This window comes from Mediterraneibacter sp. 210702-DFI.3.120 (assembly GCF_020561005.1).
In the GTDB taxonomy this organism is placed as follows: domain Bacteria; phylum Bacillota; class Clostridia; order Lachnospirales; family Lachnospiraceae; genus Mediterraneibacter; species Mediterraneibacter faecis.
In genome coordinates this window covers 89,933-116,489 of sequence record NZ_JAJCNG010000008.1, presented here as the reverse complement: position 1 = coordinate 116,489, position 26,557 = coordinate 89,933, and the positions used below count along the sequence as shown (strand labels likewise).

Sequence of the window (26,557 nt, the reverse complement as noted above, 5' to 3'; positions counted from 1 at the left end):
ATAGGTCGAGGGCATAACCAAAGCAGTGATAGGTTTGGATGATGATGTTGGTTTTGACTGTATGTAGTTTTGAAGGTACATGATATATAGACAGGAATGAGAAGCAGTGCGAAAGCGCTGTTTTTTTGTTAAACAATTTGAGTTTATAATGAAAAATAAAAAGAAATAACGTAATATAGAGGTAGTAGAATAAGCAAAAAGGAGTGTGTCAAAATGGCAAGAATCGATCACGCAGCAATCCGCACGAAATCATATGAAGAAGCTCAGAGATTCTTTGAAGATGTATTTGAGATGCATATGTGGAGAGAAATCGGTGAAAAACCGGGAAGAAAATGCTGGTACAAAGAAGGTATCCAGCTTTGCGAAATAGAGGAGCTGAATGCAGCATCAGAAAATGGATACGATCACATTTCCATTGCAGTAGATTCAGAGGCAGAGATTATGGAGAAAATCAAAGCGTATCCGGTAAAAGCAATCAATGACCATTGGTTTTCGCTTCCAAACGGAACAAAGATTGAGTTAAAACCGCTGGCAGAGTGGAAAGTAGATGCATAAAACCTCGCAAGGAGATTATGAAGTATGAGATTAAGAAATATTTTGATTGTTGTAGAAGATATCGAGAAATCGAAGAAATTTTATCATGATTTATTTGGACTTGATGTAATACTTGATAATGAAGGAAATGTCATTCTGACAGAGGGACTTGTTCTTCAGGAGAAAACAATTTGGAAGAACTTTCTGGAAAGAGATATCATTTCAGAGAGCAATTCCTGTGAGCTATATTTTGAGGAGAAGAATATCGAAGCCTTTGTCGAAAAACTGGACAAACTTTATCCGAATATAAAGTTTGTGAATCGTTTGATGACGCATAGCTGGGGACAGAAGATTGTTCGTTTTTATGATTTGGATGGGAATTTGATAGAGGTTGGAACACCAATGTAAAAAACCTGCTTAATAGTACTAGTAAAAAGAAAGAAATCGACAGGATGAAAATGATAAGCTCATTTAGAAAACATCCTGTCGGTTTCTTTTATTTACGCGAGCAACGAGCCAAAGTCCGTACTTGCACGAGACCTTGGAGAATGCTGCGATAACTATCTGATCATCCCTAGAAATGCTTCATGAATCCGTGTGTCCTGATCTAATTCCGGATGAAATGCAAATGCAATCTGATTCTTATATTTCACTCCGACAATACGATTCTCTACAATACTGAGGATCTCAGGTGTGTTTCCGGAAGCGTCAGCATGAACGGATTCTACAAAAGGGGCACGGATGAAAGTCATAGGAATTTCACCGATACCGGATGCATCAGCATTTGTATGGAAGCTTCCAAGCTGGCGACCGTAGGCGTTTCGTTTGACTGTCATAGGAATGGTTTCAAAATAGGTTTCGTCTTGTTCAGCAATGTCAGAAGCCAGGAGAATCATTCCGGCACAAGTAGCCAGAACGGGAATACCGGATTCAATCTTCTCTTTTAAAGGTTCGAACATGTTAAGATCGTGTAAGAGTTTTCCCTGAACGGTGCTTTCGCCGCCGGGAAGGATAATCCCATCAAAATCTTTTTGCAGATCAGAAGCCTGTCGGAGTTCAATGGTATGAACTCCAAGCTTTTGAAGCATCTGTTCGTGCTCTATGAATGCTCCTTGAAGGGCAAGTACTGCGATTGTCATTTTATTTTCCTCTTTCTGCCATGAGAAGTTCAATTTCCTGTTCGTTGATGCCGACCATAGCTTCGCCAAGGTCAGATGAAAGTTCAGCGATCAGTTTTGCATCTGTATAGTTTGTAACGGCCTGTACGATAGCAGCAGCACGTTTCGCCGGATTTCCGGATTTGAAGATACCGGAACCGACAAAGACTCCCTCTGCGCCTAACTGCATCATAAGAGCAGCATCAGCAGGAGTTGCAACACCGCCGGCAGCAAAGTTTACAACAGGAAGTTTTCCGTTTTCATGTACATAAAGGACAAGATCATAAGGAACCTGCAACTGTTTGGCTGCCTCGAAAAGTTCATCTTCACGCATACTTACTAGTTTGGAAATTTCACTGTTCATTTTGCGCATATGGCGAACTGCCTGAACAATATCACCGGTTCCCGGTTCACCTTTTGTACGGATCATAGAAGCTCCTTCATTGATACGTCTGAGTGCTTCGCCAAGATCTTTTGCACCGCAGACAAATGGAACATCAAACTCTCTTTTGTTAATATGGTAGACATCATCTGCAGGTGAAAGGACTTCGCTTTCATCAATATAGTCGATTTCAATTGCCTGAAGTACCTGAGCTTCTGCAAAATGTCCGATTCTGCATTTGGCCATAACAGGGATTGAAACAGCTTCCTGGATTCCTTTGATCATCTTCGGATCACTCATACGGGAAACTCCACCAGCAGCGCGGATGTCAGCCGGAATTCTTTCCAGCGCCATAACAGCACATGCACCGGCAGCTTCTGCAATCTTTGCCTGTTCCGGAGTTGTAACATCCATGATCACTCCACCTTTTAACATCTGTGCCAGATTTTTATTTAATTCATAACGTTCATTATTTGTACTCATTTTTAAATCTCCTTTTCTTTACTAATTCGATAGGTAATAGTATAATGACAAAGTGACTATATAAAAATACTCAGTTTTAATATATTCAAAAAGGTCAGAATGGAGAAAAAAGTAAATATGTTGACATATAATTTTGAAAATATAGGGTCAGATACGCTTTATCAATATTTGTATAAATGTATTAAGAATGACATTATTCAAGGGAAAATTAAGAGTGGAGAAAAACTTCCATCAAAGCGTGCACTTGCAAAAAATCTGGCCATAAGTGTGATCACTGTCGAGAATGCCTATGGTCAGCTTGCAGCAGAGGGATATATTTATTCCGTTCCAAAGAGTGGATTTTATGTAGCAGACCTGCGGGATGACAGAATGAAAAGCGAGAGTGGTTTATCAGAAAATAGGATTTACAGCAATAAGTTAAACCTTACCGGTGGAAAGAATGCTTATATCGCAGATTTTACGAGTAATCAGACGGAACAGAGTGCATTTCCATTTTCTATTTGGACAAAGACGATGCGGGCAGTAATGAATGACTATCAGACTGAATTGATGCTTAATCCACCGTGTGGCGGAGTAATGGAATTAAGACAAAGCATTGCGGATTATCTGAAAGCATTCCGAAATATGACGGTGCGGCCGGAACAGATCATTATTGGTGCTGGAACAGAATATTTGTCCAGTCTTTTGATTCAGCTTTTGGGAAAGGAATTGAAATATTCAGTTGAAAATCCGGGATATCATAAAATCGCAAAAATTTATCGCAGTATGGGAGCTTGTTATGAGTATATAGAAATAGAAGAGGACGGACCGAAGGTAGAAGAACTGGAAGAAAAAGAAATCAATGTGATACATTGTTCTCCGTCACATCATTATCCAACGGGAATCGTAATGCCAATCAGTAAACGCTATGAACTGCTAGGCTGGGTGACAAAAACGAAAGATAGATATATTATAGAAGATGAATATGACAGTGAACTTAGATTGAACGGTAAGCCAATTCCATCGCTTCAGAGCATTGATGTATCGGGAAAAGTGATTTATATGAATACATTTTCCAAGACTTTGTGTTCAACAGTGCGAATCAGTTATATGGTGCTGCCGGATGAATTGGCAGAACGATTTTACAGAGAACTTTCTTTTTATTCCTGTACGGTATCAAATTTTGAACAATATACGTTAGCGCAGTTTATGAATTCAGGGGCATTTGAGAAACATATTAACCGGCTGCGTAATTATTATCAGCAGAAGAGAGACCGGATCCTGGAAGCATTTTTACAGGGAGTATTGAAAACTAAAATCCAGATTCTGGAAGAAGATGCAGGAGTACATTTTTTAATGAAAGTAGATACAAACCTGAGTGAAGAAGAATTTCTGGATAAAATGAAGAGCAAAGGAATTAAGCTGGCTGCATTGTCATCCTATTATCATTCAAGTGAGAAGAAGAAAAAGTATGAAAATATTTATGTTATGAATTATTCATTTGTTGATTGTGAAAAAATGGAATATGTTGCAAAGATGATAACACAAGTGGAATGACATGGAGAAAAGTATGGAGGGAGAAAGATAAAATGACTTTGCGAAAGAAGTTAATGCTCTCTTTATTTATTCAACCGTGGAATGGTACTGGCAAGTGTGTACGATTTGATTTATAATGTATGTGGAATGCTTGGATTGTTGCTGGGACCTATCTCGGGATTATATCTGGTATCCTATCTGTTTGAGCATAAGACAGAGATTAGAAACAGCACTCATCAGGCACAAAAATCACCGCAGCTATGGAAAGCATAGACTGCGGTAGAAGTATAACTGAAACTAAGAGAGGAGTGGAAGGAAGTATCATGAAAACACTTGTAAAAAATGGAATGATCGTATCACCGGAGGACACTTATGAATCAGATGTCCTGATCGAGGACGGTGTGATCGAATGTATCGGAAAAAACCTGGAAGCAAAATTTGGGGATGCAGATAAGGTGATCGATGCGAAAGGAAAATATGTTCTCCCGGGAGGTATTGATGTTCATACGCATATGGATATTGATGTCGGAATTGCGAGAGCAGTAGATGATTTTTATACAGGTACTGTTGCAGCCGCATGCGGCGGAACTACAACAATCGTAGACCATATGGGATTCGGACCGGCAGGATGCCCACTACATCATCAACTGGATGTATATCATGGACTGGCAGACGATAAAGCTGTTATCGATTATGGATTCCATGGAGTAGTCCAGCATGTAGACGAGTCTATTTTAAATGAACTTGAGACAATGATGGATGACGGAGTCCAGAGCACAAAGGTTTATATGACTTATGGCTATAAGATTGATGATGATGGTATTTTAGAAGTTCTTAAGAAGATGAAAGAACTGCATGGAATCACAGCATTCCATTGCGAGAATCATTATGTGGTAGAGCATCTGAAGAAAGAATATGGTGATGCCGGAAAGACTGCGCCGATCTATCATGCAAAGAGCAGGCCGAATCTTGCAGAAGCAGAGGCTGTAAGAAGAGTCCTTTATCTTGCGAAGCTTGCAGGTGATGCACCGGTGTATATTGTACATCTTTCTTGTAAGGAAAGTCTTGAAGCAGTTGAAGAAGCAAGAAGAAACGGACAAAAAAATATTTTTGTCGAGACATGTACACAGTATCTGACACTTACAGAAGACAGATATAAAGATCCGGATGGATTGAAATATATTATGTCTCCACCGCTTCGTACACAGCAGGATCTTGATGCGCTGTGGAAAGGATTAGAGGCAGGAGAGATTCAGATCGTTGCGACAGATCATTGTCCATTCAATTATGCAAAAGAGAAACAGGACGGCAAGGATGATTTCAGAAAATGTCCGAATGGAGCTCCGGGAGTTGAAGAAAGAATGATTCTTCTTTTCTCAGAAGGTGTAATGAAAAACAAAATCAGCATCAACAAGCTGGTAGAAGTTGCCTGCACAAATCCAGCAAAGGTGTACGGAATGTATCCTAAGAAGGGAATTATTGAACCGGGAGCAGATGGAGACCTTGTGATTATTGATGCTAATGCAAAACAGACATTGACTCACGAGATGATGCACGGAGCTGTTGATTATACTTCATATGAAGGAACAGATCTGCACGGAAAGATTGATCTCGTAATGCAGAGAGGAAATATCATCGCTGAAAATAATGAATTTAAAGGTAATCGAGGAGATGGAAAGTATCTCTACAGAAAACCTTTTTTAGGAGATTTATAATCGAAAGACAGAGAATCTGAAATAATAAGAGACCCCCCAAAACAGAACCGTTCACACGGTAATGTTTTAGGGGTTTTTTGTAGTTATATATTTTAGACCATTACATTAGATCAGATGTGTACTTTCAAGCTTCTCCATAAATGCGTCGTTCATCTTTATGATCGGTTTTCTGAGCAGAAGACCAAGCAGCAATGACGGTGCAAGGAAGATTGCCAGTTTGCCGAGCTCTGTGGCATAAGTTGTTCCGTAGAATCCTGCAATACATTCACGCATCGCATTCATGCTGTGTGTGAACGGCAGAAGTGGATAAACAATCTGGAAAAACTTCGGTGCACACTGGATCGGGAATGTTCCACCACTTCCTGCAACCTGCATTACCATCAGGACAACGGCAATTGCTTTACCGATATCTCCAAAGGAGACAGTCAGTGCATAGATCAGATTCACATAGACAAAGCTTGTGAACATACCGGTTAGTACAAACATTACCGGATGCTTACACTGAATACCAAGGAAGAAAAGATCTCCAAGACAGATGAGTGCACTTTGCATGAAACCGATAATGATCAGAAGTAGGATACGTCCGATATAGAGCTGATATTCTTTCGGATGGAATAGTTTCTTCTTTGTGGAATCAGCTACAGTGACTTTTAGCATGGCAGCCATAACAACAGCACCTACCCAGATCGCAAGAGTGGAGTAGAATGGAGTCATTGCAGACCCGTAATTTTCAATTGGATAAATCTTTTTCTCATCCAGTTTGACTGGGGAGGAGAGAAAAGATGAAATCGTTTCGGAGTCTTCGGATAACAGGTTTGTTACGGCAGCCATACCTTCTGAATCATCAGTGGAAAGTTTTGTAGCTACAGCCGTCAGTTTTTCAGAAGATTCTTTTAACAGAGCAGCAGAATTAGTAAGTGCTGTCTGAAGTCCTGTAAGTCCACTTGAAGCAGAACCGGTAACGTTAGCAATATTTTCAATGCTGCTGTCAAGGCTTCCAAGCATAGAGGAGACAGAACCTGTTGTAGAATTCAATGAATTGGAAAGATTATCAAGATTTCCTTTTACATTTTGTTCGTAAGTTGTCTCAACTGCCTTGACGGAAGAGGTTGCTTCGCTGATCAGACTATCAAGTTCACTCTTTAATGTAGTGGCATTTGCAGTTGCTGTAGTAATTGAAGTTGCAGCACCGTTAATTTTATCACGGAGTGCAGTCTGTCGTTCAATTGCCAGCTGAATCTGCTGATTGATTCCATTGACCGCATTCTGAATCTCAGGATAATCTGAGGAGGCGTCTGCAATAGCAGATAATGCAGCAGAAAGCTGATTATACCCGTCAATGACATTCTGTACGCGGCTACTTACGGAAGACAATGCATTTGCTGCCGCCTGTGCATCTGAGTTGTAGGAACTTAAAGCCTTGTCAATAGTATCAGAGACAGCGGTGTAGAAGCTTGCATTCTGTGCTAATGCGCCAGAAATCGTGCTTGTAGTTCCGGACAGGGCAGCAGTTAATGAATCAATTCCGGAATCAGAATTCTTTAAGGAATTGAGGCTGGTTTTTGTGCCGGAACCGGTTTCCTGAAGAAATTCTGTTGTTGTGTTTAGCATTGTAACTGCAGAGTTTGTCATGTCAGAGAAGGACTGAACAGTTGCAGCAACAGTTCCAAGATCAGATCCCATCTGATTCAAATTACTACTCATATTGTTGATCAGAGAATCATCACCTGTCTTCTTTGCGATTGAATCTACCGTCTGAAATGCATCAAGTGCGGTCTGGGCAATTGTCTCAATGAATGTCTGATTAATTTGTTTCTGGACAGCCGTTGCGCCTTTTCCGGTAATGATCGGAGCAATCGCATTTTCTTTTTCATTTTCATAATAAGTCAGATCCGGATGTTCAGCTTCAGAAGAGAAGACACTCATCATTTTCTGGCTAAAGTCTTCAGGGATTATGATCGCAGCATAATATTCTCCGGATTTTACACCTTTTTGAGCATCTTTTGAATCAGTAAAAACCCAGTTGAACTGAGAATTTTTATGCAGAGAAGAGAGGATCTGCTCTCCCATGTTGATCTTTACGGCAATAAGATCACTTTCATACCCTTTGTCATCACTTGCAACTGCAAGTTTCAGCGCACCTGTATTTCCGTAAGGATCCCAGCTTGCGGAAATGTTAAACCATGCATAAAGAGTCGGAATTACAGTGATTCCCATAATAACGATCATTGCGATGACATTTTTCTGGATCTTCATCAGATCATTTTTTAGGATTAAAAAAATATTTTTCAAATTATTCCGCCTCCTTTCCACGGAAGTTTTCAAGCATTTCTTCATAAGACATGCCGGCAAGTTCTTTCTGTTCTTCTAATTTTGTATGAATGTATTCTACAACGATCAACCATACTGAGATCGCAATGATGGAAATGATCCATAAAGTCAGGAATACAATCTTTGATTCGAGACTGAACATCAGGATCAGGAAGATCAGAGGGATGATCGCAATGGCAAGGAAGCCGATACGAATCATCTTACGGTAATTGTTTTCAAATTTCTGTGCCCGTTCAGCTGTTACAAGGCGAAGGTCTTCGATGGAAAGAGATGCCTGTAAGAGCATGGAGAGCTGTGTACTTCTGCTAAGTTCTGCTTCGTGAGGTTCGCACATCATAAATTCTGTCTCTGCCAGTTTCTTGTCGAACAGATGGTTCAGTCCGGAAAGAGCCGGGCGAAGTCCAAGTCCAATAAGCAGAGAGATCGGCACGTAGCACAGGAGCAGGATCAGAAGATCATTGCGGAAGTTAGAACCGTAGAAACCGGCGATTGCTTCACGCATAGCATTCACACCATATGTAAATGGAAGGAGCGGATGCAGTTTTTGGAAAAAGGCTGGTGTCATCTCAATCGGGTAGGTTCCGGAAGAACCAGGAATCTGCAGGATTACGAGAATAACACAGAGCGCTTTACCAATATGCTTAAATGTAAGTGACAGTGCATAAATAATATTTACATAGACGAAAGAGCAAACCATTCCTGTCAGGATGAATTGTGCCGGATGATTGCATTGGACTCCTGGAAGGAGTGTATCACCAAGGCAGACGATAAATCCCTGAACAAGACCAACTGCCATGTATAAGAGCCAGCGTCCAAAGTATAATGTTGTCTGTCCGTAACCGCGCATGGATTCGTCTTTGTCCACTTCCATCTTAAAGATTGCGATCAGTACGATACCGCCGACCCAGATTGCAAGATTAGAGTAGAACGGTGTCATAGAAGAACCGTAATTATCTACGGCATAATAAGTCTCTGTTTTAATCTCCACAGGAGAGGACATAAATGATGAGATAGATTCTGCATCAATGCCTTCAAGAGAGAGTAGTTTTTGGTATGTAGCAGAGCCTGTCAGTGCATTCAGATCCGTCTGAATTGTACTTAGTTTGTCGCTTACGGCACTTAAAGATTCCTTCGTACTGTCAAGGAGAGCAGTTGTATTTGACAATCCACTCTCTAACTGGTCGAGCATATCATTGATCTGCTTAGAAGTGGCCGGTACTCCGTTTAGCATTCCTTCTACCTGACCGGTCAGTGTGGAAAATGTATCCAGTGTCTGACCGAGCAGTGGAAGAATATTCTGGTCAAATGTAGAACGGAAAGTATGTAAGTTATTGATACTTTCTTTTGTCAGAGAAGTAAGCTGTTCCTGTGTTGCAGTTGTTGTATCAATCGCATCTTTGATTCCGTTATTTCCAGTCTGAAGACTATTGATCAATTCCTGATTTGACTGGTTCTGAGTTTGCAGGGCAGAAATCTGTGCATTGATCTGATCTCCGATCGTTCCCGGAAACTTATTGGCAAGTTCCTGCATTTTTTTAAGAATATCTGCATTCAGTTCATTGACTGAGTTTGCATAACCAAGCGCATCACTGACAGAAGTGTTGATCTTTCCGGCTGCGGTAGCAAGTTCTGTCAGTCCTGTGGATGCTGAGCTGCTTGCCTGACCAAGTAAAAGTTCTCCGTCAGAGAGGGACTTAGAAAGTGCGGAAGAAAAATCTCCGGCAGAAGAACGTGTCGTATTCATGACAGAGTCAGCACTGGACAATGCATTTGCTCCGGATGTTGCTACATCTCCTAAAGATGTAGATGCATCTTTTGCATTCTCTATCAGCTTTGAGGTATTGGATGAGTCTTTACTGAATTTTTCTAGAAGCTGTTCGTATTCTTTGATATTATTATTTGCTTTTGTAAGCAGATCATTAATCTCTGCATTTGTTGAATCAACAGAGTCGGAAATGTTGAATACAGAATCCTTTAAAATCTCGGCAATTGTCTCAGATGCAACAGAGGAAAATGTGTTATTAACCTGTGTCTGGATCGTGCTTGCACCTGAACTGGTGATCTTTGGCGCAATTGCATTGAGTTTTTCATTGATATAGTATTCAAGTTCCGGAGTTTCAATCTTTCCGGACAGGACACTTAGCAGGGATTCGCTAAAATCTTGCGGAATAATGATTGCTGCATAATATTCACCGGATTTGACTCCTTTAATAGCAGCATCTTTGGGAACAAATGTCCATCCTAATTGGTCGTTTTCCTTTAGTTGTTCAATGATCTGGCTGCCGGCATTGATCGTCAGATCATCATGTGTGGCATCGGTGTCCAGATTTGCTACTGCTACCTTGATGCCGGAAGTATTGGCATAAGGATCGATATTTGCTGCAATATTGAACCATGCGTAGAGTGAGGGGAGAATAGATACTCCGATCAAAACAAGTATTGCTGCCGGATTACGGAGCAGGCGTTTCATATCGCGGCGAAAAATCCGAAATGCGTTTCTCATGGATAAAACTCCTTTTCTTAAAAATATTTCTAGTAATAGATACAATGTTGATTTTCATGTCAAAAAGTATTATATTAATGTAGAAACTAATTTACAACCATTAATCAACACTGGATATGTCTAATAATAGACGAAAGATTGAAAAATGTCTAGCAGGTGGAGAAAATCATGTTACTGTTCACACGATGTGCGACCAGCAACGCATCTCGCCATTTTAAATCGCCTTTGGCGATGGGGCGAGATGCATTTAAGTCATAGAAACAGAGTAGAGAGTTATTGGTCAGTAGTACTGTAAGTTATAAAGGGGGGAAGAGAAGATGCAGAAGAAGACAGATCGCAGAGTCAGAAAGACAAAAAGTCAGCTTAAAACAGGTCTTGCTCAATTGATGAGGGAGAAGAGTATCAGAGAGATTACGGTAAAAGAATTGGTAGATGCGGTGGATATCAATCGTTCTACCTTTTATCTGCATTATTCTGATATACCGGGGCTGCTTGCAGAAGTTGAAAATGAAATGATGGAAGAGATGCAGCGCGCAATCCGTGAACATCCAATTGATCCGGGAAAAGATAGCGTTTACTATTTTATTCAGGATTTATTTCATGTGCTTGATGAAAATCGTCAGATTGCAAGTGCGCTTGTAGGACCACATGGGGATATTGGTTTTGTACATAAGTTAGAGCAGCTTTTAGAGGAAAAGAGTCGGGAGTCACTTGCAGCTCTTGTACCGGAGAAATCAGGTGAAATGAAATATTTTTATTCTTATTGCCTGAACGGTTGTCTCGGTTTTGTGAAAACATGGTTGGAAACAGGCGAAAAGGAAACACCGGAATATGCAGCAGAGATGGCTTATCGAATGGTTGTAAGTTCAGTTACAGCATTTTATGACACTAAAGAAGGAAGAGAGGACAACTAAGAAATGAAACGAGAAAAATTTGGCTCACGTCTGGGATTTATCCTGATCTCAGCGGGATGTGCCATTGGCTTGGGAAATGTTTGGCGTTTTCCGTATATTACAGGAAAGTATGGAGGAGCAGCATTTGTTCTGATCTATCTACTGTTTCTTGTTCTGTTGGGATTGCCAATCATGGTAATGGAATTCGCAGTGGGTCGTGGAAGTCAGGCAAGTATTGCACTATCCTTTGACCGTCTGGAACCACTGGGAACAAAGTGGCACTGGTATAAATGGTTTGGAATCGGTGGAAACTATCTTTTAATGATGTTCTATACAACAATCGGCGGATGGCTTCTTCTATATACAGGAAAGATGGCAATCGGAGAGTTTAAAGGACTTGATGCGGATGGTGTGACCGGAGTATTTACATCACTTCTTGGACAGCCTGTTACAATGACAATCTGTATGATCCTTGTTGTTGTGCTGTGCTTTGGAATCGTCTGTATGGGACTTCAGAAAGGTGTGGAGCAGATCACAAAGAAAATGATGATCCTCCTTTTCGTGTTGATGATCATTCTTGCAGTGCGTTCCGTGACATTGCCGGGAGCAGAGAAAGGACTGGAGTTCTATCTTCTTCCTGATTTTAAGAAAGCAGCAGAAGCAGGATTGAAAGAAGTTATTTTCGCAGCGATGGGACAGGCATTCTTTACATTAAGTCTTGGAATTGGTGCGATTGCGATCTTTGGAAGTTATATCGGAAAAGAAAGAACTCTGACAGGAGAAGCAGTCTGCGTAACAGTTCTGGATACATTAGTTGCATTGATCGCTGGATTTATTATTTTTCCGGCCTGCTTTGCATTTAATGTCCAGCCGGACAGCGGTCCGAGTCTGATCTTTATCACACTTCCGAACATTTTCAATGCAATGAGTGCAGGGAGAATCTGGGGAACAATTTTCTTCCTTTGCATGTTTTTCGCAGCATGCTCTACGATCATTGCCGTGTTTGAAAATCTGATCGCATTTGTGATGGATTTAACAAATTGTTCAAGAACAAAGGCGGTTGTGGGAAATCTGATCGCGATCACTGTACTTTCCCTTCCATGTATTTTTGGATTCAACATATGGAGCGGCTTCATGCCTCTGGGAGCAGGAAGCAGCATTCAGGACCTTGAGGACTTTATTGTAAGTAATAACCTGCTTCCGATCGGAAGCCTGATCTACCTTCTGTTCTGTACAAGCCGCTATGGTTGGGGCTGGGATAAGTTCCAGAAAGAAGCGAATGCAGGAAGTGGAATCAAGTTCCCGGGTTGGGCAAGATTCTATGTATCCTATATTCTGCCATTGATCGTATTATTTATCTTTGTGCAGGGATATTGGAGTAAATTTGTTGGATAAAACAATAACAATATTGTGAAATAAAAAACGCTATAATAACCAGAAATTCATTGCCATTCTATTAGTGATAAGTTATAATTTAACTAATGGTTTTGCAAGAGATTTACAACTGTTCCAAACGGAAAGAATACGTTTCAATCTGAATGCAACAGAGAGATATCTCATAGCAATAAAGACATGGATTTTGAATAGAATATAGACTCTGACGGCAAGGAAGTAAGAGATACCGAGCGGGAATAGTTGTAAAGAAGCGTTTAGACAAAAAAATATTTTGTGATTTTAACAGACTCTTTTTCCGTTGGGGAAGAAGGGTCTTTCTCTTTACCAGGGAAATAAAATGGGAGGATCAGCAATATGTTAAAGGTAGCAATTTACGGAAAAGGTGGGATTGGAAAGTCCACGATTACATCGAATCTGGCAGCAGCATTTGCCGCTATGGGGAAGCGCGTAATTCAGATCGGATGTGATCCGAAAGCAGATTCAACGATCAATCTGTTAGGCGGCGAGCCATTGCGTCCGGTAATGAATTATATGAGAGAAGAGGATGAGGAGCCGGAAGAATTAGATCAGATCGCAAAGGAAGGATTCGGTGGTGTGCTCTGTATCGAGACAGGTGGACCGACACCGGGACTAGGATGTGCAGGACGCGGGATCATAGCGACATTTCAGTTATTAGAAGACTTGCGGTTGTTTGAGACATACAAACCGGATGTTGTTCTGTATGATGTGCTTGGGGATGTTGTCTGTGGCGGATTCGCAGCACCGATCCGGGAAGGATATGCAGAGAAGGTTGTGATTGTTACATCCGGAGAAAAGATGGCATTGTATGCGGCTAACAATATTTCCAGCGCAGTACGTAACTTTGAAGATCGCAGTTATGCAAGAATTTTTGGATTGATCCTGAATCATAGAAATGTGGAAAATGAGACTGAGAAGGTACAGGCATTTGCAGAAGAAAAACAGATCCCGATTGTCGGTGAGATTCCAAGAAGTGATGAGATTATACGCTGGGAAGATCAGGGAAAGACTGTGATTGAAGGTGACGCAGATTCTGAGATCAGTAAGAGATTCTTTGAACTGGCAGAAAAGCTGTTAGAGGATGAAACAGAACGTGTGAGATAAAATATAAGTCGAGGGAAAATATATGAAGAAAGCATATTTTTGTACAGCGGAAGAACTGGAACAAAGAGGAAAGGATAATCTTCCGAAACAGTTTCAGTCAGGGGAACATTTAATCTATAGTTCGCCGGCTACGCTTGCCTTTAACTCTCCAGGAGCAGAAGGGTTCGGAGTGAAAAGAGCAGGACTTGCAGTGCCTGGATCGATCATGCTGATCGTGGCACCGGGGTGCTGTGGAAGAAATACGTCCATGATCAGTTCAATGAAAGAATATAATAACCGTTTCTTTTACCTTTGCATGGATGAGACTGATATTGTAACAGGGCGTCATCTAAAGAAGATCCCGAAAGCAGTTGCATCAATCTGTGAAAGTCTTGAGAAGAAACCATCCGTTGTGATGATCTGTATTACCTGTGTGGATGCCCTTCTTGGAACAGATATGGAACGTGTCTGTAGAAAAGCGGAAGAAAAAGCCGGACTTCCGGTGCGTCCATGTTATATGTATGCATTGACACGAGAGGGACGAAAGCCACCAATGGTTCATGTGAGACAGTCTCTGTATTCACTTCTTGAACCAGGACATAAAAAAGGAAATGTAGTAAATCTGCTCGGATACTTTTCACCACTCGTAGATGACTGCGAATTATATACACTGCTTCAAGAGGCAGGTGTGAAAACGATTCATGAGATTTCGAGATGTGAAGATTTTGAAGAATATAAGAAAATGTCTGAGGCAAATTTTAATCTTGTTCTTCACCCGGAGGCACGATTTGCAGCAGAGGATTTTCATGATAGATTAAAGATTCCATTTATCGAACTGCGCAGACTTTATCAGATTGATAAAATTGGAAGCCAGTATCAGGCATTTGGCGCAGCACTTGGAATAGAATTTCATGCAGAGGAACAGAAAAAACAGGCACAGGAAGCAATTGAAAGTTTTCGTAAAGTCTGTCCGGAGCCGGTATTTGCTGTTGGGGAATGTGCAAATGCGGATCCGTTTGAATTATCATTAGCATTGGTGAAATATGGATTTAAAGTAGCAGAAATCTACGGAACGATTACTGGGGAGAACTTTATTTATATCAGACAGTTGAAAAAGTTAAGTCCGCAGACAAAGATTTTTTCAAATATGGAACCGACGATGCTCTATTACGATTCAGCGGAAAGTGGCGTGACACTGACAATCGGAAAGGATGCCTGTTATTATCATCCTAACACAAAAGGAATCCATTGGAATGAGGAGAGACAGCCTTTCGGATATGTAGGCGTGAGAAGACTGTTTGAGGCGCTGGAACTGGCTGTGACAGAACAGGCAGAAGGTAATGTTTTGCAGAAACAGGTGGAAGTGATCGGTTCTAAATCACAAGAAGCAATTGCAGAGCAGAGTCAAGAATCACTGTTCAAAGAGGAAGTGGACAAAAAAGAAGACGTTTATGTACGTGGCCTTTGGAAAGGACTGACTCCATTTGCACCGGATCAGTCAGGTGCAGCGTCCGTTTTCTATGAACTGGGAGGAATTCTTGTTATTTGTGATGCGGGAGGCTGTACAGGAAATGTATGCGGATTCGATGAACCGCGCTGGTTTGGGGAACGTAGTGCGATTTTCAGTGCGGGCTTGCGTGACATGGATGCAATCCTTGGAAGAGATGACAGGCTTGTTGCGAAACTTACGGATGCAGCAGAGAAGATTGATGCAAATTTTGCAGCGGTGATCGGTACTCCGGTTCCGGCTGTGATCGCAACGGATTATAGAGCATTACAGAGAATGTGCGAGAAGAAGACAAATCTTCCGATTCTGACTGTAGATACGAACGGAATGGAACTGTATGATGTGGGAGAAGAGAAGGCATGGCTGACTTTATTCAAGACATTTGCAGGAAAAGATGTAGCATCACAGAAGGAAGCTTCAGAAGAAGACGATTCTTCTAAAAAGATGAAAATCGGAGTTCTCGGTCTGACGCCACATGATGTCAGTGACCTGAAGATAGAAGAGAAGTTTCGGAAATCAGAAAATGAGAATACGCATTATATTTGCTATGGAATGAGAGCGGGTATTGATAAAGTAAAGACAGCAGGCTCTGCAGATAAGAATCTGGTTGTAGCACCGGCGGCACTCGAGACAGCAAAATATCTGGAAAAAGAATTTGGCACACCGTATGAAGTGGGATATCCATTCGTAGATGAATTGATACCTGAACTTGGTTATGAAAGGAAAAAGATACTGATCATTCATCAGCAGGTGATTGCAAATGCCATCAGACAGGAAATTCGTACAAGAAGTGATGAACAGAATACAGAAGTTACGGTGGCAAGCTGGTTTATGATGAAATCCGAGCTTTCAGAAGAAGGAGATCTTTCACTGAAAGAAGAGATGGATTATTGTAAGCTTGTTCAAAATGGGAACTATGACATTGTCTTTGCAGATGAAAATATGAGAGGCCTGGTACCGGGATTCAAAGGAACATTTGTTAATATACGGCATTTTGCAGTCTCAGGAAAACTGCAGGAGTCATAACGGGAGGAAAAAGTCTATGGAGAAGGAGATAACGAAGAAAATCCGTGTCTATGGAATTGTACAGGGCGTAGGATTCCGTCCGACCGTCAGTCGACATGCAGATTCCTGTAAGATCAGAGGAAGTGTCAGTAATCGTGGACCTTATGTTGAAATCTTCGCACAGGGAAGCGAGACGGCAGTGAATCTGTTTATTGAGAAAGTTCGTACCTGTCCGCCAAAACGTGCAGCGATTCTTAAGGTTTCAGAAGAAATACTGGATACAAAGGAAAAATATCCGGACTTTTCTATCATAGAAAGCGAGAAGACAAAAGGAGAGATCTTTATTTCTCCGGATATTGCAATCTGTGAGGAATGTAAGGAAGAATTGTATGATCCCAAGGATCGCAGATACTTACATCCGTTTATTAATTGTACGTGTTGTGGTCCGCGGCTTACGATTCTGGATGCTCTTCCATATGACAGAGAGCGTACGAGTATGAAAGAATTTCCGATGTGTCCGGAATGTGAGGCAGAATATTACAATCCGGAAAGCAGAAGATACGATGCGCAGCCGGTTTGTTGTAATATGTGCGGACCGGAAGTTTATTTGATCAAAACTTCTGATAGAACGATAGACATGAAAGGTTCTGATGCAATTACGGAAGCAAGAAGAGTGATTTCCGAAGGCGGAATCGTAGCAGTGAAGGGAATCGGAGGATTTCATCTTTGCTGTGATGCATCAAATGAGGCAGCAGTGGAACTGTTAAGAAAGAGAAAACGCCGCCCGGCGAAACCGTTTGCAGTGATGGCAAGAAATCCTGATGTAGTGCAAAGTGTCTGTGAGTTGAGTAAGGAGCAGGAAGAAATTCTCACTGGACATCAGAAGCCGATTCTTCTTTTGGTGAGGAAAGAGATAGAAACGAAGCAGCTGTGTTCATCTGTCGCACCGGGCAATCCAAAAGTAGGAGTGATGCTTCCATATGCGCCGGTGCAGTTACTTCTATTTCAATATCCGGATGGAATCAAGATGCCGGACTTTCTCGTAATGACCAGTGGAAATGTATCCGGTGCGCCAATCTGCAGATCGGATGAGGAAGCACTCGAAGAGCTTTCGGAATTTTGTGACTGCATTTTGTCTCACAATCGAAAAATTCGTGTGAGAGCAGATGATTCCGTGATGGATTTCTATAAAAACAGACCATATATGATTCGCAGATCAAGGGGATATGCGCCACTTCCGATCCAGACGTCAGGAAAATGGAAAGGACAGGTATTAGCTGTCGGTGGAGAATTGAAAAATACATTCTGTATCGGTGTGGATAGTAGATTTTATCCTTCGGCTTATGTGGGGGACTTAGAAGATTTAAGAACGGTAAATGCATTGAAAGAGACAATACAGCGGATGGAAACATTGTTAGAAGTGGAACCAAGCGTTGTCGTCTGCGATATGCATCCCAAATATAATTCGACGGTGGTTGCGGAAGAACTGGGACTTCCTGTTTTGAAAGTGCAGCATCATTATGCACATATCTTATCTTGTATGGCAGAGAATGACTGGATGGAACAGGTGATCGGAGTATCTTTTGACGGAACCGGCTATGGAACGGACGGAACCATATGGGGCGGAGAAATACTTCTGGCAGATCTTGACGGATTCCGGAGAATCGGAAGTATTGAACCATTTTTACAGGCTGGAGGCGACCTATCAGCAAAAGAAGGATGGCGTATCGCAGTTTCTTTAATCTGGCAAATATCTGAATCAAAAGATGAGGTGATGCAGATCATTCAGAAACTTGGTCTTTGCGAGGAAAAAGAAGCGAAAGTTCAGCTTGCGATGCTTGAGAGAAAGATCAATGCGGTAGAGTCAACCAGTGCAGGAAGATTATTTGATGGAATCAGTGCGATACTTGGAATTCGAAAGAAATCTTCTTTTGAAGGAGAAGCCTCCATGGCATTGGAATTCGCAGCAGAAGCTTATGAAAAAAGATCTGGTGAGAAGAAAATAAATGTCTTAGACGGGCAGAAGTGTTTAACTGAATCAGCAGACGACGGAAGAGAACTTCTTCTGACAAGTCGACTGGTGAGGGCAGCAGTCGAAGTGGTTAGCAATATTGGCGAAAATGCAGTGGCAGAAGATACATTTGATCAGGACTTAATAGAAAAGGCAGCTTATGAATTCCACAAAGGACTCGCAGAGCAGATTGTTGCAGCGTGTGTCCATGCTGCAGAGAAAACCGGATGCCGGACAGCCGCACTTAGTGGCGGTGTATTTCAGAATGGATTACTGCTTCGTCTGACGGAAGACGGATTAATTGCAAATGGTTTTCGTGTACTGACACATCAGCTGATTCCGCCGAATGACGGAGGAATTGCGCTTGGTCAGGCATTTTATGGAATGAATCATGAAAGAAAGGAATAGAAAATATGTGTGTAGGATTATCAGCTAAAGTGGTTCGCATCAGTGACGGAACTGCAGTGGTAGATGCAGGTGGTGCGAAAAGGGAAGTGTCTTCAGAGTTATTAGAAGATCTGGAGCCAGGCGATTACGTGATGGTGCACGCCGGAGTCGCAATTGCAAAGATCACAGAAGAAGATGACGAAGAGACCGATCAGCTTATGGAAGAACTGCTATAGAGCAGTGAACAATGGGGTGAAAAGAATAAATGATGATGCAGGATATAACAAAAAATCAAACATCTGAAAGAAATGAGAAACAAAGAAAAACAGCGAGGGAAATCATCGAGCAGTATGATGGCCCCCCGGTTCGCATTATGGAAGTGTGCGGAACACATACACATGAGATCTTTCGCCTTGGAATCCGCAAATTACTTCCAAAGCAGGTGGAACTGATCTCAGGACCGGGATGTCCGGTCTGTGTGACACCGGTTGGGTTTATTGATGAGGCAGTGTGGCTTGCACTTCAAGCAGGTGTGACAATCTGTACTTTTGGCGATCTTGTCCGTGTACCGGGAACAAAGATGAGTCTTGCGGGAGCGAGAGAAAAGGGCGCAAAGATCCAGATTGTTTATTCACCGGCAGATGCAGAAAAATATGCGAGGTTACATCCGGAGGAACAAGTCGTATTCCTGTCCGTTGGTTTTGAGACAACAACACCTTCTTCTTGCTTATCAGTAAAGAAAGCGAAAGAAGAACAACTAGAGAATTATTCTATCCTGACGGCAAATAAGACGATGCCGGGAGCTTATGAAGCATTAAAAGGAAGTGCAGATGTGTTTCTTTATCCGGGACATGTAAATGCAATTACCGGAACGGCATTGTGTGAATCTCTGACAAAGAAGGGAGTCAGTGGAGTTGTAGCAGGATTTACTGCGAAAGAACTGCTGACAGCATTGGCTGTTTCATTGAAACGCTACCAGGAAGGAAAACCATTTTTTGTAAACTGCTATCCAAGAGTAGTAACAGCAGAAGGAAGCAAAGAGGCACAGCGTCTTGTAGATGAACTGATGGAATCCTGCGACAGTGAATGGCGTGGTCTTGGAGTGATTCCAGATTCCGGAATGAAGCTTCGTAAAGAGTGGGAAATGTTTGATGCAAGAGTGAAATATCAGATTCCGGAAATGGAAGGAAGAGCAAATCCGGCTTGTCGTTGCGGAGATGTTTTACAGGGAAAATGTAAGCCATCAGATTGCAAAGTATTTGGAAAAGTCTGTACACCGCAGCATCCGGTAGGAGCATGCATGGTTTCAAATGAAGGTGCGTGTTCCGCTTATTTCATGTACGGAGTATAGAAGAAAATAGAAATGGTTACTGTGAACAGTGACGGAAAAAGAGGAAATAATATGAGCGAAAAAATAGAAAGCCAGACAGTTACAATGGCACACGGAGCAGGCGGAAAACAGACTTCAGAACTGATCGACAAAGTATTTGCAGCACATTTTGCAAATCCGGATCTGACAGCAGATGATGCAGCCGTATTAAATCCGCCGGTTGGGAAAATGGCAGTGTCAACAGATGGATTTATCGTATCTCCGGCATTTTTCCCGGGAGGAAATATTGGAAAACTGTCTATCTGCGGAACAGTAAATGACCTGGCCTGTATGGGGGCAAAACCATTATATCTGACTTGTGCATTTGTGATTGAAGAAGGATTCCCAATGGAGAAACTGGAGCAGATTGCGGAGGCAATGGCTAAAACAGCGAAAGAAGCAGGTGTTCGCATCGTATCAGGAGACACCAAGGTCGCCGGAAAAGGACAGGTAGACGGAGTCTTTATCACAACAACCGGAATGGGACAAATTGAAGATGGCGTACAGGTTGGCGGAGAACTTGCGAAGCCAGGAGATGCAGTTATCGTAACCGGAGATATCGGCAGACATGGATGCACGATCCTTCTTGCGAGAGAAGATTTCGGAATCGAGGCAGATGTGAAGAGCGATTGCGCCCCACTTTGGAAGACGGTGGAGGCTGTTATGGACACGACACATGAACTTCATGTAATCCGCGATGCGACAAGAGGCGGTGTCGGAACTGTATTATACGAGATTGCAGGACAGAGCCAGGTTGGAGTACAGATTGATGCAGCAAAAATCCCGGTAGCTACCGAGGTGCAGGGAGTCTGTGGAATGCTTGGACTTGAACCACTTTATCTTGCCTGCGAAGGAACAATGGTGATCATTGCTCCGGCAGAACAGGCAGAAAAGATCGTAGAGACACTTCACCAGTGTCCATACTCTCAAAATGCAGCAATCATCGGAACAATCACAGAAGAAAACCCAGGCAAAGTTATCCGTATGACAGAAATCGGAACCCAGTCCCTCCTCCCACAGCCGGGAGGAGAGTTGTTGCCACGGATCTGTTAAACCAGTTCCGAAATGCGGAGAAATGAAGCATGAGCGGAATTGAGCTGTAGTATGAGGAACGGAAGAGAGCGATATAAAAAAATGCGGAGAAAGGAATCGAAATGGATACAAGAGTAGCAGTAATCTCCATAATTGTGGAAAATCCGGAAGCGATTGTTACACTGAATGATCTTCTTCATGAAGCCGGAAATTATATTATCGGGCGTATGGGGATTCCATATAGGGAAAAAGGAATTAATATCATCAGTATTGCAATTGATGCACCGCAGGATATGATCAGCAGCCTTTCCGGAAAGATCGGAAGACTCAAAGGTGTGTCAGCGAAGACTGCCTATTCAAACATCATTACAAAAGTGGAGGCACAGAATGATTAAAATTGCAGTATATGGAAAAGGTGGAATCGGAAAGTCGACGACAGTCTCCAATGTGGCAGCAGCACTGGCTGAGCAGGGATTAAAGGTTCTTCAGATTGGATGTGACCCAAAGGCAGATTCAACGATTCTGCTCCGACATGGAGAAGAAGTTCCGACCGTACTTCATATGTATCAGGAAAAGAAACAGAACCTGAAACTGGAAGATATTGTGAAAATTGGATACAAAGGAATTGTCTGTGTAGAAGCAGGAGGCCCGACACCGGGACTTGGGTGCGCAGGACGCGGAATCATAACTGCACTGGAAAAACTAGAAGAGACAGGTGCATATGAGAAATACCAGCCGGATGTAGTGCTTTATGATGTGCTCGGAGACGTTGTCTGTGGTGGATTTTCTATGCCGATGCGAAATGGGTATGCAGACAAGATCTTTATTGTTACATCTGGAGAAAATATGGCGATTCACGCAGGTGCGAATATTGCTATGGCGGTAGAAAACTTTAAGAATCGCGGATATGCCACACTGGGAGGGCTGATCCTGAATCGAAGAAATGTCCTGCGTGAGGAGAAGAAAGTAGAAGAACTGGCGGAAGATTTTCATACAAGTATCGTAGGAACTTTGACAAGAAGTGATCTTGTTCAGCAGGCAGAAGAACAGAAAAAGACCGTTCTTGAAGCATTTCCGGAAAGTGAAATGGCAGAAGAATATCGTATACTTGCCAAAGCAATCCTGATGAAAGTGAGAGAAAAACAAGAGGTGTCAAATGCTTAGAAAAGTTGGAGAATCAGCCTGGCCGATCAGTGAGAAAGATGCGGTTGTCAGCATAAAAGACGCATCCTATCCAATTCCGTTCCCACAAGGGCTGGAATTTAATTCACCGGCACATGGCTGTTGGAATATCGTTCATACTGGAATGCTGATTCCGGAAGCACATCAGATTTATGTCTGTGCGGACAACTGTATGCGGGGCGTTGTGCTTACTGCAGCAGAGATGTGTGAAGAAGATAGATTTTCCTTTGTGATCGTAGAGGAGCAGAACCTGTTAAGCGGAAATCTGGAAGATGTGACGATTGAAGGAACGGCAGATATTTTAAGAAAACTAAAAGAACGCGAGGAAAAGACGGGACAGAAAATGCCGAAGGCGATTCTTTTGTTTACAGTCTGTATTCATCATTTTATCGGATGTGATCTGGAAAGAATTTACAGAGAATTGGAAGAACAATTCCCGGAAATCACATTTCTGAGATGCTATATGGATCCAATCATGCAGAAGCACGGACCGACACCGGATCAGAAACTCAGAAAAGCAATGTACGAGTCATTGGATTCAGAACCTGATAAAATGGATACAAAACAGATTTCTGTTTTGGGAAGTGACTTTGCTTTAGATCAAAGTAGTGATCTGAAAGAATTGTTACCAAAAGCAGGTTATACAGTTAGGGAATTGCAGAGCTGCAGAACATGGGAAGAGTATAAAGAATTGGGAAATGCAGGAACATTTCTCTGCTGTTATCCATCTGGAAAATATGGGATAGAACTTTTGGCAAAACGACTGGACAGAACATTTCTTTATCTCCCACTGAGTTTTGATTATGAAGAAATCAAGAAGGAAGAAGAGATTTTGTGGAATACTTTAAAACCTGAAGACAATCAGGAACTGTTACCATGGATAGAAAAGAAAATTTCACTCTGTGAGGCGGCATTAGAACACACAAGGCAAGTGATCGGAAACACACCGATTGCAATCGACTATACATTCCATCCGCGTCCGCTTGGATTGGCGAAACTGTTACTGACACATGGGTTCAACGTAGAGACGGTGTATCTGGACAGTATAAGTCCAGAAGAAAAAGAAGCTTTTGCGTGGCTGAAAGAGAAGAAACCGGAGTTGGAACTTCGTTCAACAGTCCATGCGAAAATGCGTCTGCTACATGAGGAGCATGCAACGGATAAGATTCTGGCAATCGGCCAGAAGGCAGCATGGTTTACAGGAAGCCGATATTTTGTAAATCTTGTTCAGGGAGCAGGATTACAGGGATTTGACGGAATCCGCAGGACTGCCGAACTAATGGAAGAAGCATTTTCAGAAGAAAAAGATTCGAAAACGCTTATTGTAAAAAAAGGATGGGGGTGTACAAGCTGTATATGAGACAGACATATCGAATTATACCGATTTATACCTCAGATGTATCTGGAGTCTGTTCTGCACTATATGAATTAGGTGGGATGGTTGTTATACATGATCCTTCCGGTTGTAATTCCACTTATAACACGCATGATGAAATCAGGTGGTACGATCAGGACAGTCTGATCTTTATTTCCGGATTAACAGAGATTGATGCAGTGATGGGGAATGATGAAAAATTTTTATCTGATATCAAAGAGACGGCAGGTGAATTACATCCGAAATTTATTGCTCTTGTAAGTTCACCGATTCCATTTATGAATGGAACAGATTTTCCAGCTTTGTCGAAAGTGCTTGAGACAGAGACGGGGATTCCGGCCTTCGCAGTGCCAACGAATGGAATGCATGATTATGTGTATGGTGCAGGAAAGGCACTGGAGGAAATTGCGAGAAGATTTGTTCCGGAGCAAATGGAAGACAGAAATGGTTCAGAACGTACAGTAAATCTGCTTGGAGCAACACCTCTCGATTTTGGCCCGATTTCAAAAGTAGAAGAACTAAAAAAGAATCTTGAGCAGTATGGGTGGAAGACGATTTCCACATGGGCGATGGGAGATTCTTTGGAAGATCTGGCACAGGCAGGAAAAGCGGAGATGAATCTTGTGATATCCTCTGTCGGGCTTATGGCAGCGAAGATGCTGAAAGAAAAATATGGAACGCCTTATGTGATTGGAACACCTTATAAAGAATATGCAGAGAGAATCAGTGAAGCTTTGGAAAAACGCATCCAGATTCCCGCTATAGAAGATCGGAGAAGAGAGAATTTACAGGGAACTGGTAACTCTGAAAAAATAATTACGTTGATCGGAGAACCGGTTACAATTGGATCTCTTGCTGCAATTATCGAAAGAAGACACCATTATAAAACAAGGATACTCTGTCCCTTAGAGAATGCAGAAGGATTGCTGGGAGAGCATGATCTGAAGATATGCGGTGAAGAAGAGATGGAAAACGCCCTGAAAAACGCTCAGATCGTTGTAGCAGATCCATTGTATCGCCCAATCTGCCCGATTGAGTGCGAGTTTTATGAGAGAGCGCACATAGCATTTTCAGGGAGAATGTTTCTAAAAAATAAATAAGTAGGGATGACAGATCAATACTGTCACCCCGTCTTTTTCAGATACCACTTTTCTATCAGGTTGATTATCGCATACAACAGCACTGCAATGATACATAGAATGCAGATACTCATCAGAAGCCAGTCAAGTTTAAATACCTGGCTGGAATAGATGATCAGGTATCCAAGTCCGCTTCTTGCGGCTAGAAATTCACCGATGATAACTCCGACAAGACAAAGTCCAATATTGACTTTCATATTACTGATGATTGCCGGAATGGAACCAGGAAGAACCACTTTGGTCAGCGCATGCCTGCGTTTTCCATGTAGTGTGTAGATCAGACGAATTTTTTCCTGGTCGATCGTAGAAAAACTGGTGTAGAGGTTCAGGATACTTCCGAAAATTGCAACGGACATTCCGGCAACAACAATGGTTGTGGTATTGGCACCCAGCCAGACAATAAGTAAGGGCGCCAGGGCAGATTTTGGCAGGCTATTCAGGACAACCATGTAAGGGTCAAGAATTTCGGAGAGTCCATGGAAACACCAGAGGAGGATTGCAATCAGAATGCTGGTAAGTGTGACCAGAAGAAAGCTGACAAGTGTCTCATACAAGGTGATTCCAATATGGTGAAAGACAGAACCATCCTCTGTCATTTTCAGAAAACAGGTTACGATACGGGAAGGGCTGCTGAAGATAAAGGAATCAACAACTCCGGTATCGGCACAGATTTCCCATTGTAACAGGAATAAGAAAAGAATCAGAATCCGCAGAAAGACGACCATCCGTCGGCGTCTGCGGATTTTTTTGAGAAAACGAAGATGCTCAGTTGTCATGGTTTAGCTCCTTCCAGATTTGATTAAAGTAGTGTTTGAATTCAGGTGCATTCCGCCGATTTAAAGGTGTGTCTTGTTCTAATTTAAAGAAAATCGGAATTTCGCAACGGACTTTGGCAGGACGGTTGGTGAGGACAATGACCCGGTCGGAAAGGCTGATTGCTTCCGATAGATCATGAGTGACAAGAAGTGCGGTCTTTCCACTCTGTCGGATAATCTGACCGATGTCGTCGCTGACGGTCAGCCTGGTCTGATAATCCAGAGCGGAAAAGGGCTCATCAAGCAGTAAGAGTTGCGGATCAGGCAGCAGAGTCCGAATCAGGGCGGCACGCTGGCGCATTCCTCCGGAAAGCTGGGAGGGACGTGCAGAAGCAAATTGTTTTAAACCATATTGTTCGAGAAGCTCATACGCACGTTTTTTGGTTGCAGTATTCAGTGTGCCGCAGATTTCCGGACCGAGGGTGACATTCCGGTAAATACTGCGCCAGTCCAGTAAATGATCGTGTTGGAGCATATAGCCAATCAGGGGGGAATTTTCCTTGAGAGGGATACCATTTAACAGGATTTCTCCTGCATCTGGCTTCATCAATCCACAGATCAGGGAGAGAAGTGTAGATTTGCCACATCCGGAAGGACCGACAACTGCTGTGAAGGTTCCAGGTTGCACGGAAAAGGAAAGATCAGATAAAGCCCTTGTTTCTGCGTCCAATGTGTGATAAGAATAATATATGTTATGAAGTTCCAGAAGAGAATTCATTGAAGACT

Annotated in this window: 23 protein-coding genes and 1 pseudogene; 18 read left to right on the top strand and 6 right to left on the bottom strand. The window is 42.3% G+C overall.

The window, feature by feature from the left end:
* Positions 1-213: 213 nt before the first annotated feature.
* A complete protein-coding gene (locus LI162_RS06260; RefSeq protein WP_227156045.1) occupies positions 214-555 on the top strand; it encodes a VOC family protein in 342 nt (113 codons plus the stop codon).
* Between the two features lie 24 nt (positions 556-579).
* Entirely contained in the window at positions 580-942 is a 363-nt protein-coding gene (locus LI162_RS06255; protein WP_117499544.1) for a VOC family protein, read from the top strand.
* 152 nt (positions 943-1,094) lie between these two features.
* Here the strand turns inward: LI162_RS06255 and pdxT are convergent, their stop codons facing one another.
* Together pdxT and pdxS are read right to left on the bottom strand one after the other, a co-directional pair.
* Positions 1,095-1,673 (bottom strand): pyridoxal 5'-phosphate synthase glutaminase subunit PdxT, encoded by a 579-nt coding sequence (gene pdxT / locus LI162_RS06250; RefSeq protein WP_227156043.1) that lies wholly within the window; start codon positions 1,671-1,673, stop codon positions 1,095-1,097.
* Position 1,674: 1 nt separating this feature from the next.
* Entirely contained in the window at positions 1,675-2,556 is an 882-nt protein-coding gene (pdxS, locus tag LI162_RS06245; protein WP_117961732.1) for a pyridoxal 5'-phosphate synthase lyase subunit PdxS, read from the bottom strand.
* Between the two features lie 99 nt (positions 2,557-2,655).
* On the opposite strand from pdxS, the gene pdxR reads away from it, so the two are divergent.
* The 3 genes from pdxR to hydA all read left to right on the top strand — a co-directional run bounded on the left by pdxR (position 2,656) and on the right by hydA (position 5,786).
* Positions 2,656-4,092 carry a MocR-like pyridoxine biosynthesis transcription factor PdxR gene (pdxR, locus tag LI162_RS06240; RefSeq protein ID WP_227156041.1) on the top strand — a complete coding sequence of 479 codons (1,437 nt, stop codon included), beginning with the start codon at positions 2,656-2,658 and terminating at the stop codon, positions 4,090-4,092.
* Between the two features lie 81 nt (positions 4,093-4,173).
* A complete protein-coding gene (locus LI162_RS06235; RefSeq protein WP_227156039.1) occupies positions 4,174-4,344 on the top strand; it encodes a hypothetical protein in 171 nt (56 codons plus the stop codon).
* A gap of 50 nt (positions 4,345-4,394) precedes the next feature.
* A complete protein-coding gene (gene hydA / locus LI162_RS06230; protein WP_227156038.1) occupies positions 4,395-5,786 on the top strand; it encodes a dihydropyrimidinase in 1,392 nt (463 codons plus the stop codon).
* Between the two features lie 105 nt (positions 5,787-5,891).
* Here the strand turns inward: hydA and LI162_RS06225 are convergent, their stop codons facing one another.
* Together LI162_RS06225 and LI162_RS06220 are read right to left on the bottom strand one after the other, a co-directional pair.
* Positions 5,892-8,078 (bottom strand): YhgE/Pip domain-containing protein, encoded by a 2,187-nt coding sequence (locus LI162_RS06225; RefSeq protein WP_227156036.1) that lies wholly within the window; start codon positions 8,076-8,078, stop codon positions 5,892-5,894.
* A 1-nt stretch (position 8,079) separates the two neighbouring features.
* On the bottom strand, positions 8,080-10,620 hold the full coding sequence (locus LI162_RS06220) for a YhgE/Pip domain-containing protein (RefSeq protein ID WP_227156034.1): 2,541 nt from the start codon (positions 10,618-10,620) through the stop codon (positions 8,080-8,082).
* A gap of 317 nt (positions 10,621-10,937) precedes the next feature.
* Here LI162_RS06220 and LI162_RS06215 point away from each other — a divergent pair, with 317 nt between their 5' ends.
* The 13 genes and pseudogenes from LI162_RS06215 to LI162_RS06155 all read left to right on the top strand — a co-directional run bounded on the left by LI162_RS06215 (position 10,938) and on the right by LI162_RS06155 (position 24,977).
* On the top strand, positions 10,938-11,534 hold the full coding sequence (locus LI162_RS06215; protein ID WP_227156032.1) for a TetR/AcrR family transcriptional regulator: 597 nt from the start codon (positions 10,938-10,940) through the stop codon (positions 11,532-11,534).
* Between the two features lie 3 nt (positions 11,535-11,537).
* Positions 11,538-12,908, top strand: coding sequence for a sodium-dependent transporter (locus tag LI162_RS06210; protein ID WP_227156030.1), 1,371 nt, complete (start codon positions 11,538-11,540; stop codon positions 12,906-12,908).
* 354 nt (positions 12,909-13,262) lie between these two features.
* A complete protein-coding gene (locus tag LI162_RS06205; protein WP_117497404.1) occupies positions 13,263-14,030 on the top strand; it encodes a nucleotide-binding protein in 768 nt (255 codons plus the stop codon).
* A 22-nt stretch (positions 14,031-14,052) separates the two neighbouring features.
* Positions 14,053-15,318, top strand: a pseudogene (locus LI162_RS16070) (nitrogenase component 1); the annotation flags it as partial.
* A complete protein-coding gene (locus LI162_RS16065) occupies positions 15,295-16,542 on the top strand; it encodes a nitrogenase component 1 (protein WP_412941669.1) in 1,248 nt (415 codons plus the stop codon). The pseudogene LI162_RS16070 and the gene LI162_RS16065, both read left to right, overlap by 24 nt.
* Positions 16,543-16,558: 16 nt before the next feature.
* Entirely contained in the window at positions 16,559-18,940 is a 2,382-nt protein-coding gene (gene hypF, locus LI162_RS06190) for a carbamoyltransferase HypF (protein WP_117497401.1), read from the top strand.
* A gap of 5 nt (positions 18,941-18,945) precedes the next feature.
* Positions 18,946-19,155, top strand: coding sequence for a HypC/HybG/HupF family hydrogenase formation chaperone (locus LI162_RS06185; RefSeq protein WP_015527775.1), 210 nt, complete (start codon positions 18,946-18,948; stop codon positions 19,153-19,155).
* 29 nt (positions 19,156-19,184) lie between these two features.
* Positions 19,185-20,270, top strand: a complete 1,086-nt coding sequence (gene hypD, locus LI162_RS06180; RefSeq protein ID WP_117497399.1) for a hydrogenase formation protein HypD — start codon at positions 19,185-19,187, stop codon at positions 20,268-20,270.
* A 51-nt stretch (positions 20,271-20,321) separates the two neighbouring features.
* On the top strand, positions 20,322-21,341 hold the full coding sequence (gene hypE, locus LI162_RS06175) for a hydrogenase expression/formation protein HypE (protein ID WP_020436038.1): 1,020 nt from the start codon (positions 20,322-20,324) through the stop codon (positions 21,339-21,341).
* Between the two features lie 101 nt (positions 21,342-21,442).
* A complete protein-coding gene (locus LI162_RS06170) occupies positions 21,443-21,715 on the top strand; it encodes a TM1266 family iron-only hydrogenase system putative regulator (RefSeq protein WP_117497397.1) in 273 nt (90 codons plus the stop codon).
* Positions 21,708-22,484, top strand: coding sequence for a nitrogenase iron protein NifH (locus LI162_RS06165; protein WP_117497395.1), 777 nt, complete (start codon positions 21,708-21,710; stop codon positions 22,482-22,484). The genes LI162_RS06170 and LI162_RS06165 overlap by 8 nt, the downstream gene beginning before the upstream one ends.
* Positions 22,477-23,862: a nitrogenase component 1 gene (locus LI162_RS06160; RefSeq protein ID WP_117497393.1), complete on the top strand. Its 1,386-nt coding sequence runs from the start codon at positions 22,477-22,479 to the stop codon at positions 23,860-23,862. Before LI162_RS06165 ends, LI162_RS06160 begins: the two co-directional genes overlap by 8 nt.
* Positions 23,859-24,977: a nitrogenase component 1 gene (locus LI162_RS06155; RefSeq protein ID WP_117497391.1), complete on the top strand. Its 1,119-nt coding sequence runs from the start codon at positions 23,859-23,861 to the stop codon at positions 24,975-24,977. Before LI162_RS06160 ends, LI162_RS06155 begins: the two co-directional genes overlap by 4 nt.
* 23 nt (positions 24,978-25,000) lie before the next feature.
* On the opposite strand, the gene LI162_RS06150 is transcribed toward LI162_RS06155, so the two are convergent.
* Complete coding sequence (locus LI162_RS06150) at positions 25,001-25,741, bottom strand: ABC transporter permease (protein ID WP_412941668.1); 741 nt, start codon at positions 25,739-25,741, stop codon at positions 25,001-25,003.
* 40 nt (positions 25,742-25,781) lie between these two features.
* On the bottom strand, positions 25,782-26,549 hold the full coding sequence (locus tag LI162_RS06145; protein WP_020436044.1) for an ABC transporter ATP-binding protein: 768 nt from the start codon (positions 26,547-26,549) through the stop codon (positions 25,782-25,784).
* Positions 26,550-26,557: the final 8 nt, after the last annotated feature.

Coding starts and splice junctions, on each gene's coding strand:
- hypF (WP_117497401.1), top strand. CDS start 16,559: ATGGAGAAGGAGATAACGAAGAAAATCCGTGTCTATGGAATTGTACAG.
- LI162_RS06215 (WP_227156032.1), top strand. CDS start 10,938: ATGCAGAAGAAGACAGATCGCAGAGTCAGAAAGACAAAAAGTCAGCTT.
- hypE (WP_020436038.1), top strand. CDS start 20,322: ATGAGCGAAAAAATAGAAAGCCAGACAGTTACAATGGCACACGGAGCA.
- LI162_RS06255 (WP_117499544.1), top strand. CDS start 580: ATGAGATTAAGAAATATTTTGATTGTTGTAGAAGATATCGAGAAATCG.
- LI162_RS06145 (WP_020436044.1), bottom strand. CDS start 26,549: ATGAATTCTCTTCTGGAACTTCATAACATATATTATTCTTATCACACA.
- LI162_RS06185 (WP_015527775.1), top strand. CDS start 18,946: ATGTGTGTAGGATTATCAGCTAAAGTGGTTCGCATCAGTGACGGAACT.
- LI162_RS06155 (WP_117497391.1), top strand. CDS start 23,859: ATGAGACAGACATATCGAATTATACCGATTTATACCTCAGATGTATCT.
- pdxS (WP_117961732.1), bottom strand. CDS start 2,556: ATGAGTACAAATAATGAACGTTATGAATTAAATAAAAATCTGGCACAG.
- LI162_RS06260 (WP_227156045.1), top strand. CDS start 214: ATGGCAAGAATCGATCACGCAGCAATCCGCACGAAATCATATGAAGAA.
- LI162_RS06235 (WP_227156039.1), top strand. CDS start 4,174: ATGGTACTGGCAAGTGTGTACGATTTGATTTATAATGTATGTGGAATG.
- LI162_RS06150 (WP_412941668.1), bottom strand. CDS start 25,741: ATGGTCGTCTTTCTGCGGATTCTGATTCTTTTCTTATTCCTGTTACAA.
- LI162_RS06160 (WP_117497393.1), top strand. CDS start 22,477: ATGCTTAGAAAAGTTGGAGAATCAGCCTGGCCGATCAGTGAGAAAGAT.
- LI162_RS06220 (WP_227156034.1), bottom strand. CDS start 10,620: ATGAGAAACGCATTTCGGATTTTTCGCCGCGATATGAAACGCCTGCTC.
- hydA (WP_227156038.1), top strand. CDS start 4,395: ATGAAAACACTTGTAAAAAATGGAATGATCGTATCACCGGAGGACACT.
- pdxR (WP_227156041.1), top strand. CDS start 2,656: ATGGAGAAAAAAGTAAATATGTTGACATATAATTTTGAAAATATAGGG.
- LI162_RS06165 (WP_117497395.1), top strand. CDS start 21,708: ATGATTAAAATTGCAGTATATGGAAAAGGTGGAATCGGAAAGTCGACG.
- pdxT (WP_227156043.1), bottom strand. CDS start 1,673: ATGACAATCGCAGTACTTGCCCTTCAAGGAGCATTCATAGAGCACGAA.
- hypD (WP_117497399.1), top strand. CDS start 19,185: ATGATGATGCAGGATATAACAAAAAATCAAACATCTGAAAGAAATGAG.
- LI162_RS06210 (WP_227156030.1), top strand. CDS start 11,538: ATGAAACGAGAAAAATTTGGCTCACGTCTGGGATTTATCCTGATCTCA.
- LI162_RS06170 (WP_117497397.1), top strand. CDS start 21,443: ATGGATACAAGAGTAGCAGTAATCTCCATAATTGTGGAAAATCCGGAA.
- LI162_RS06205 (WP_117497404.1), top strand. CDS start 13,263: ATGTTAAAGGTAGCAATTTACGGAAAAGGTGGGATTGGAAAGTCCACG.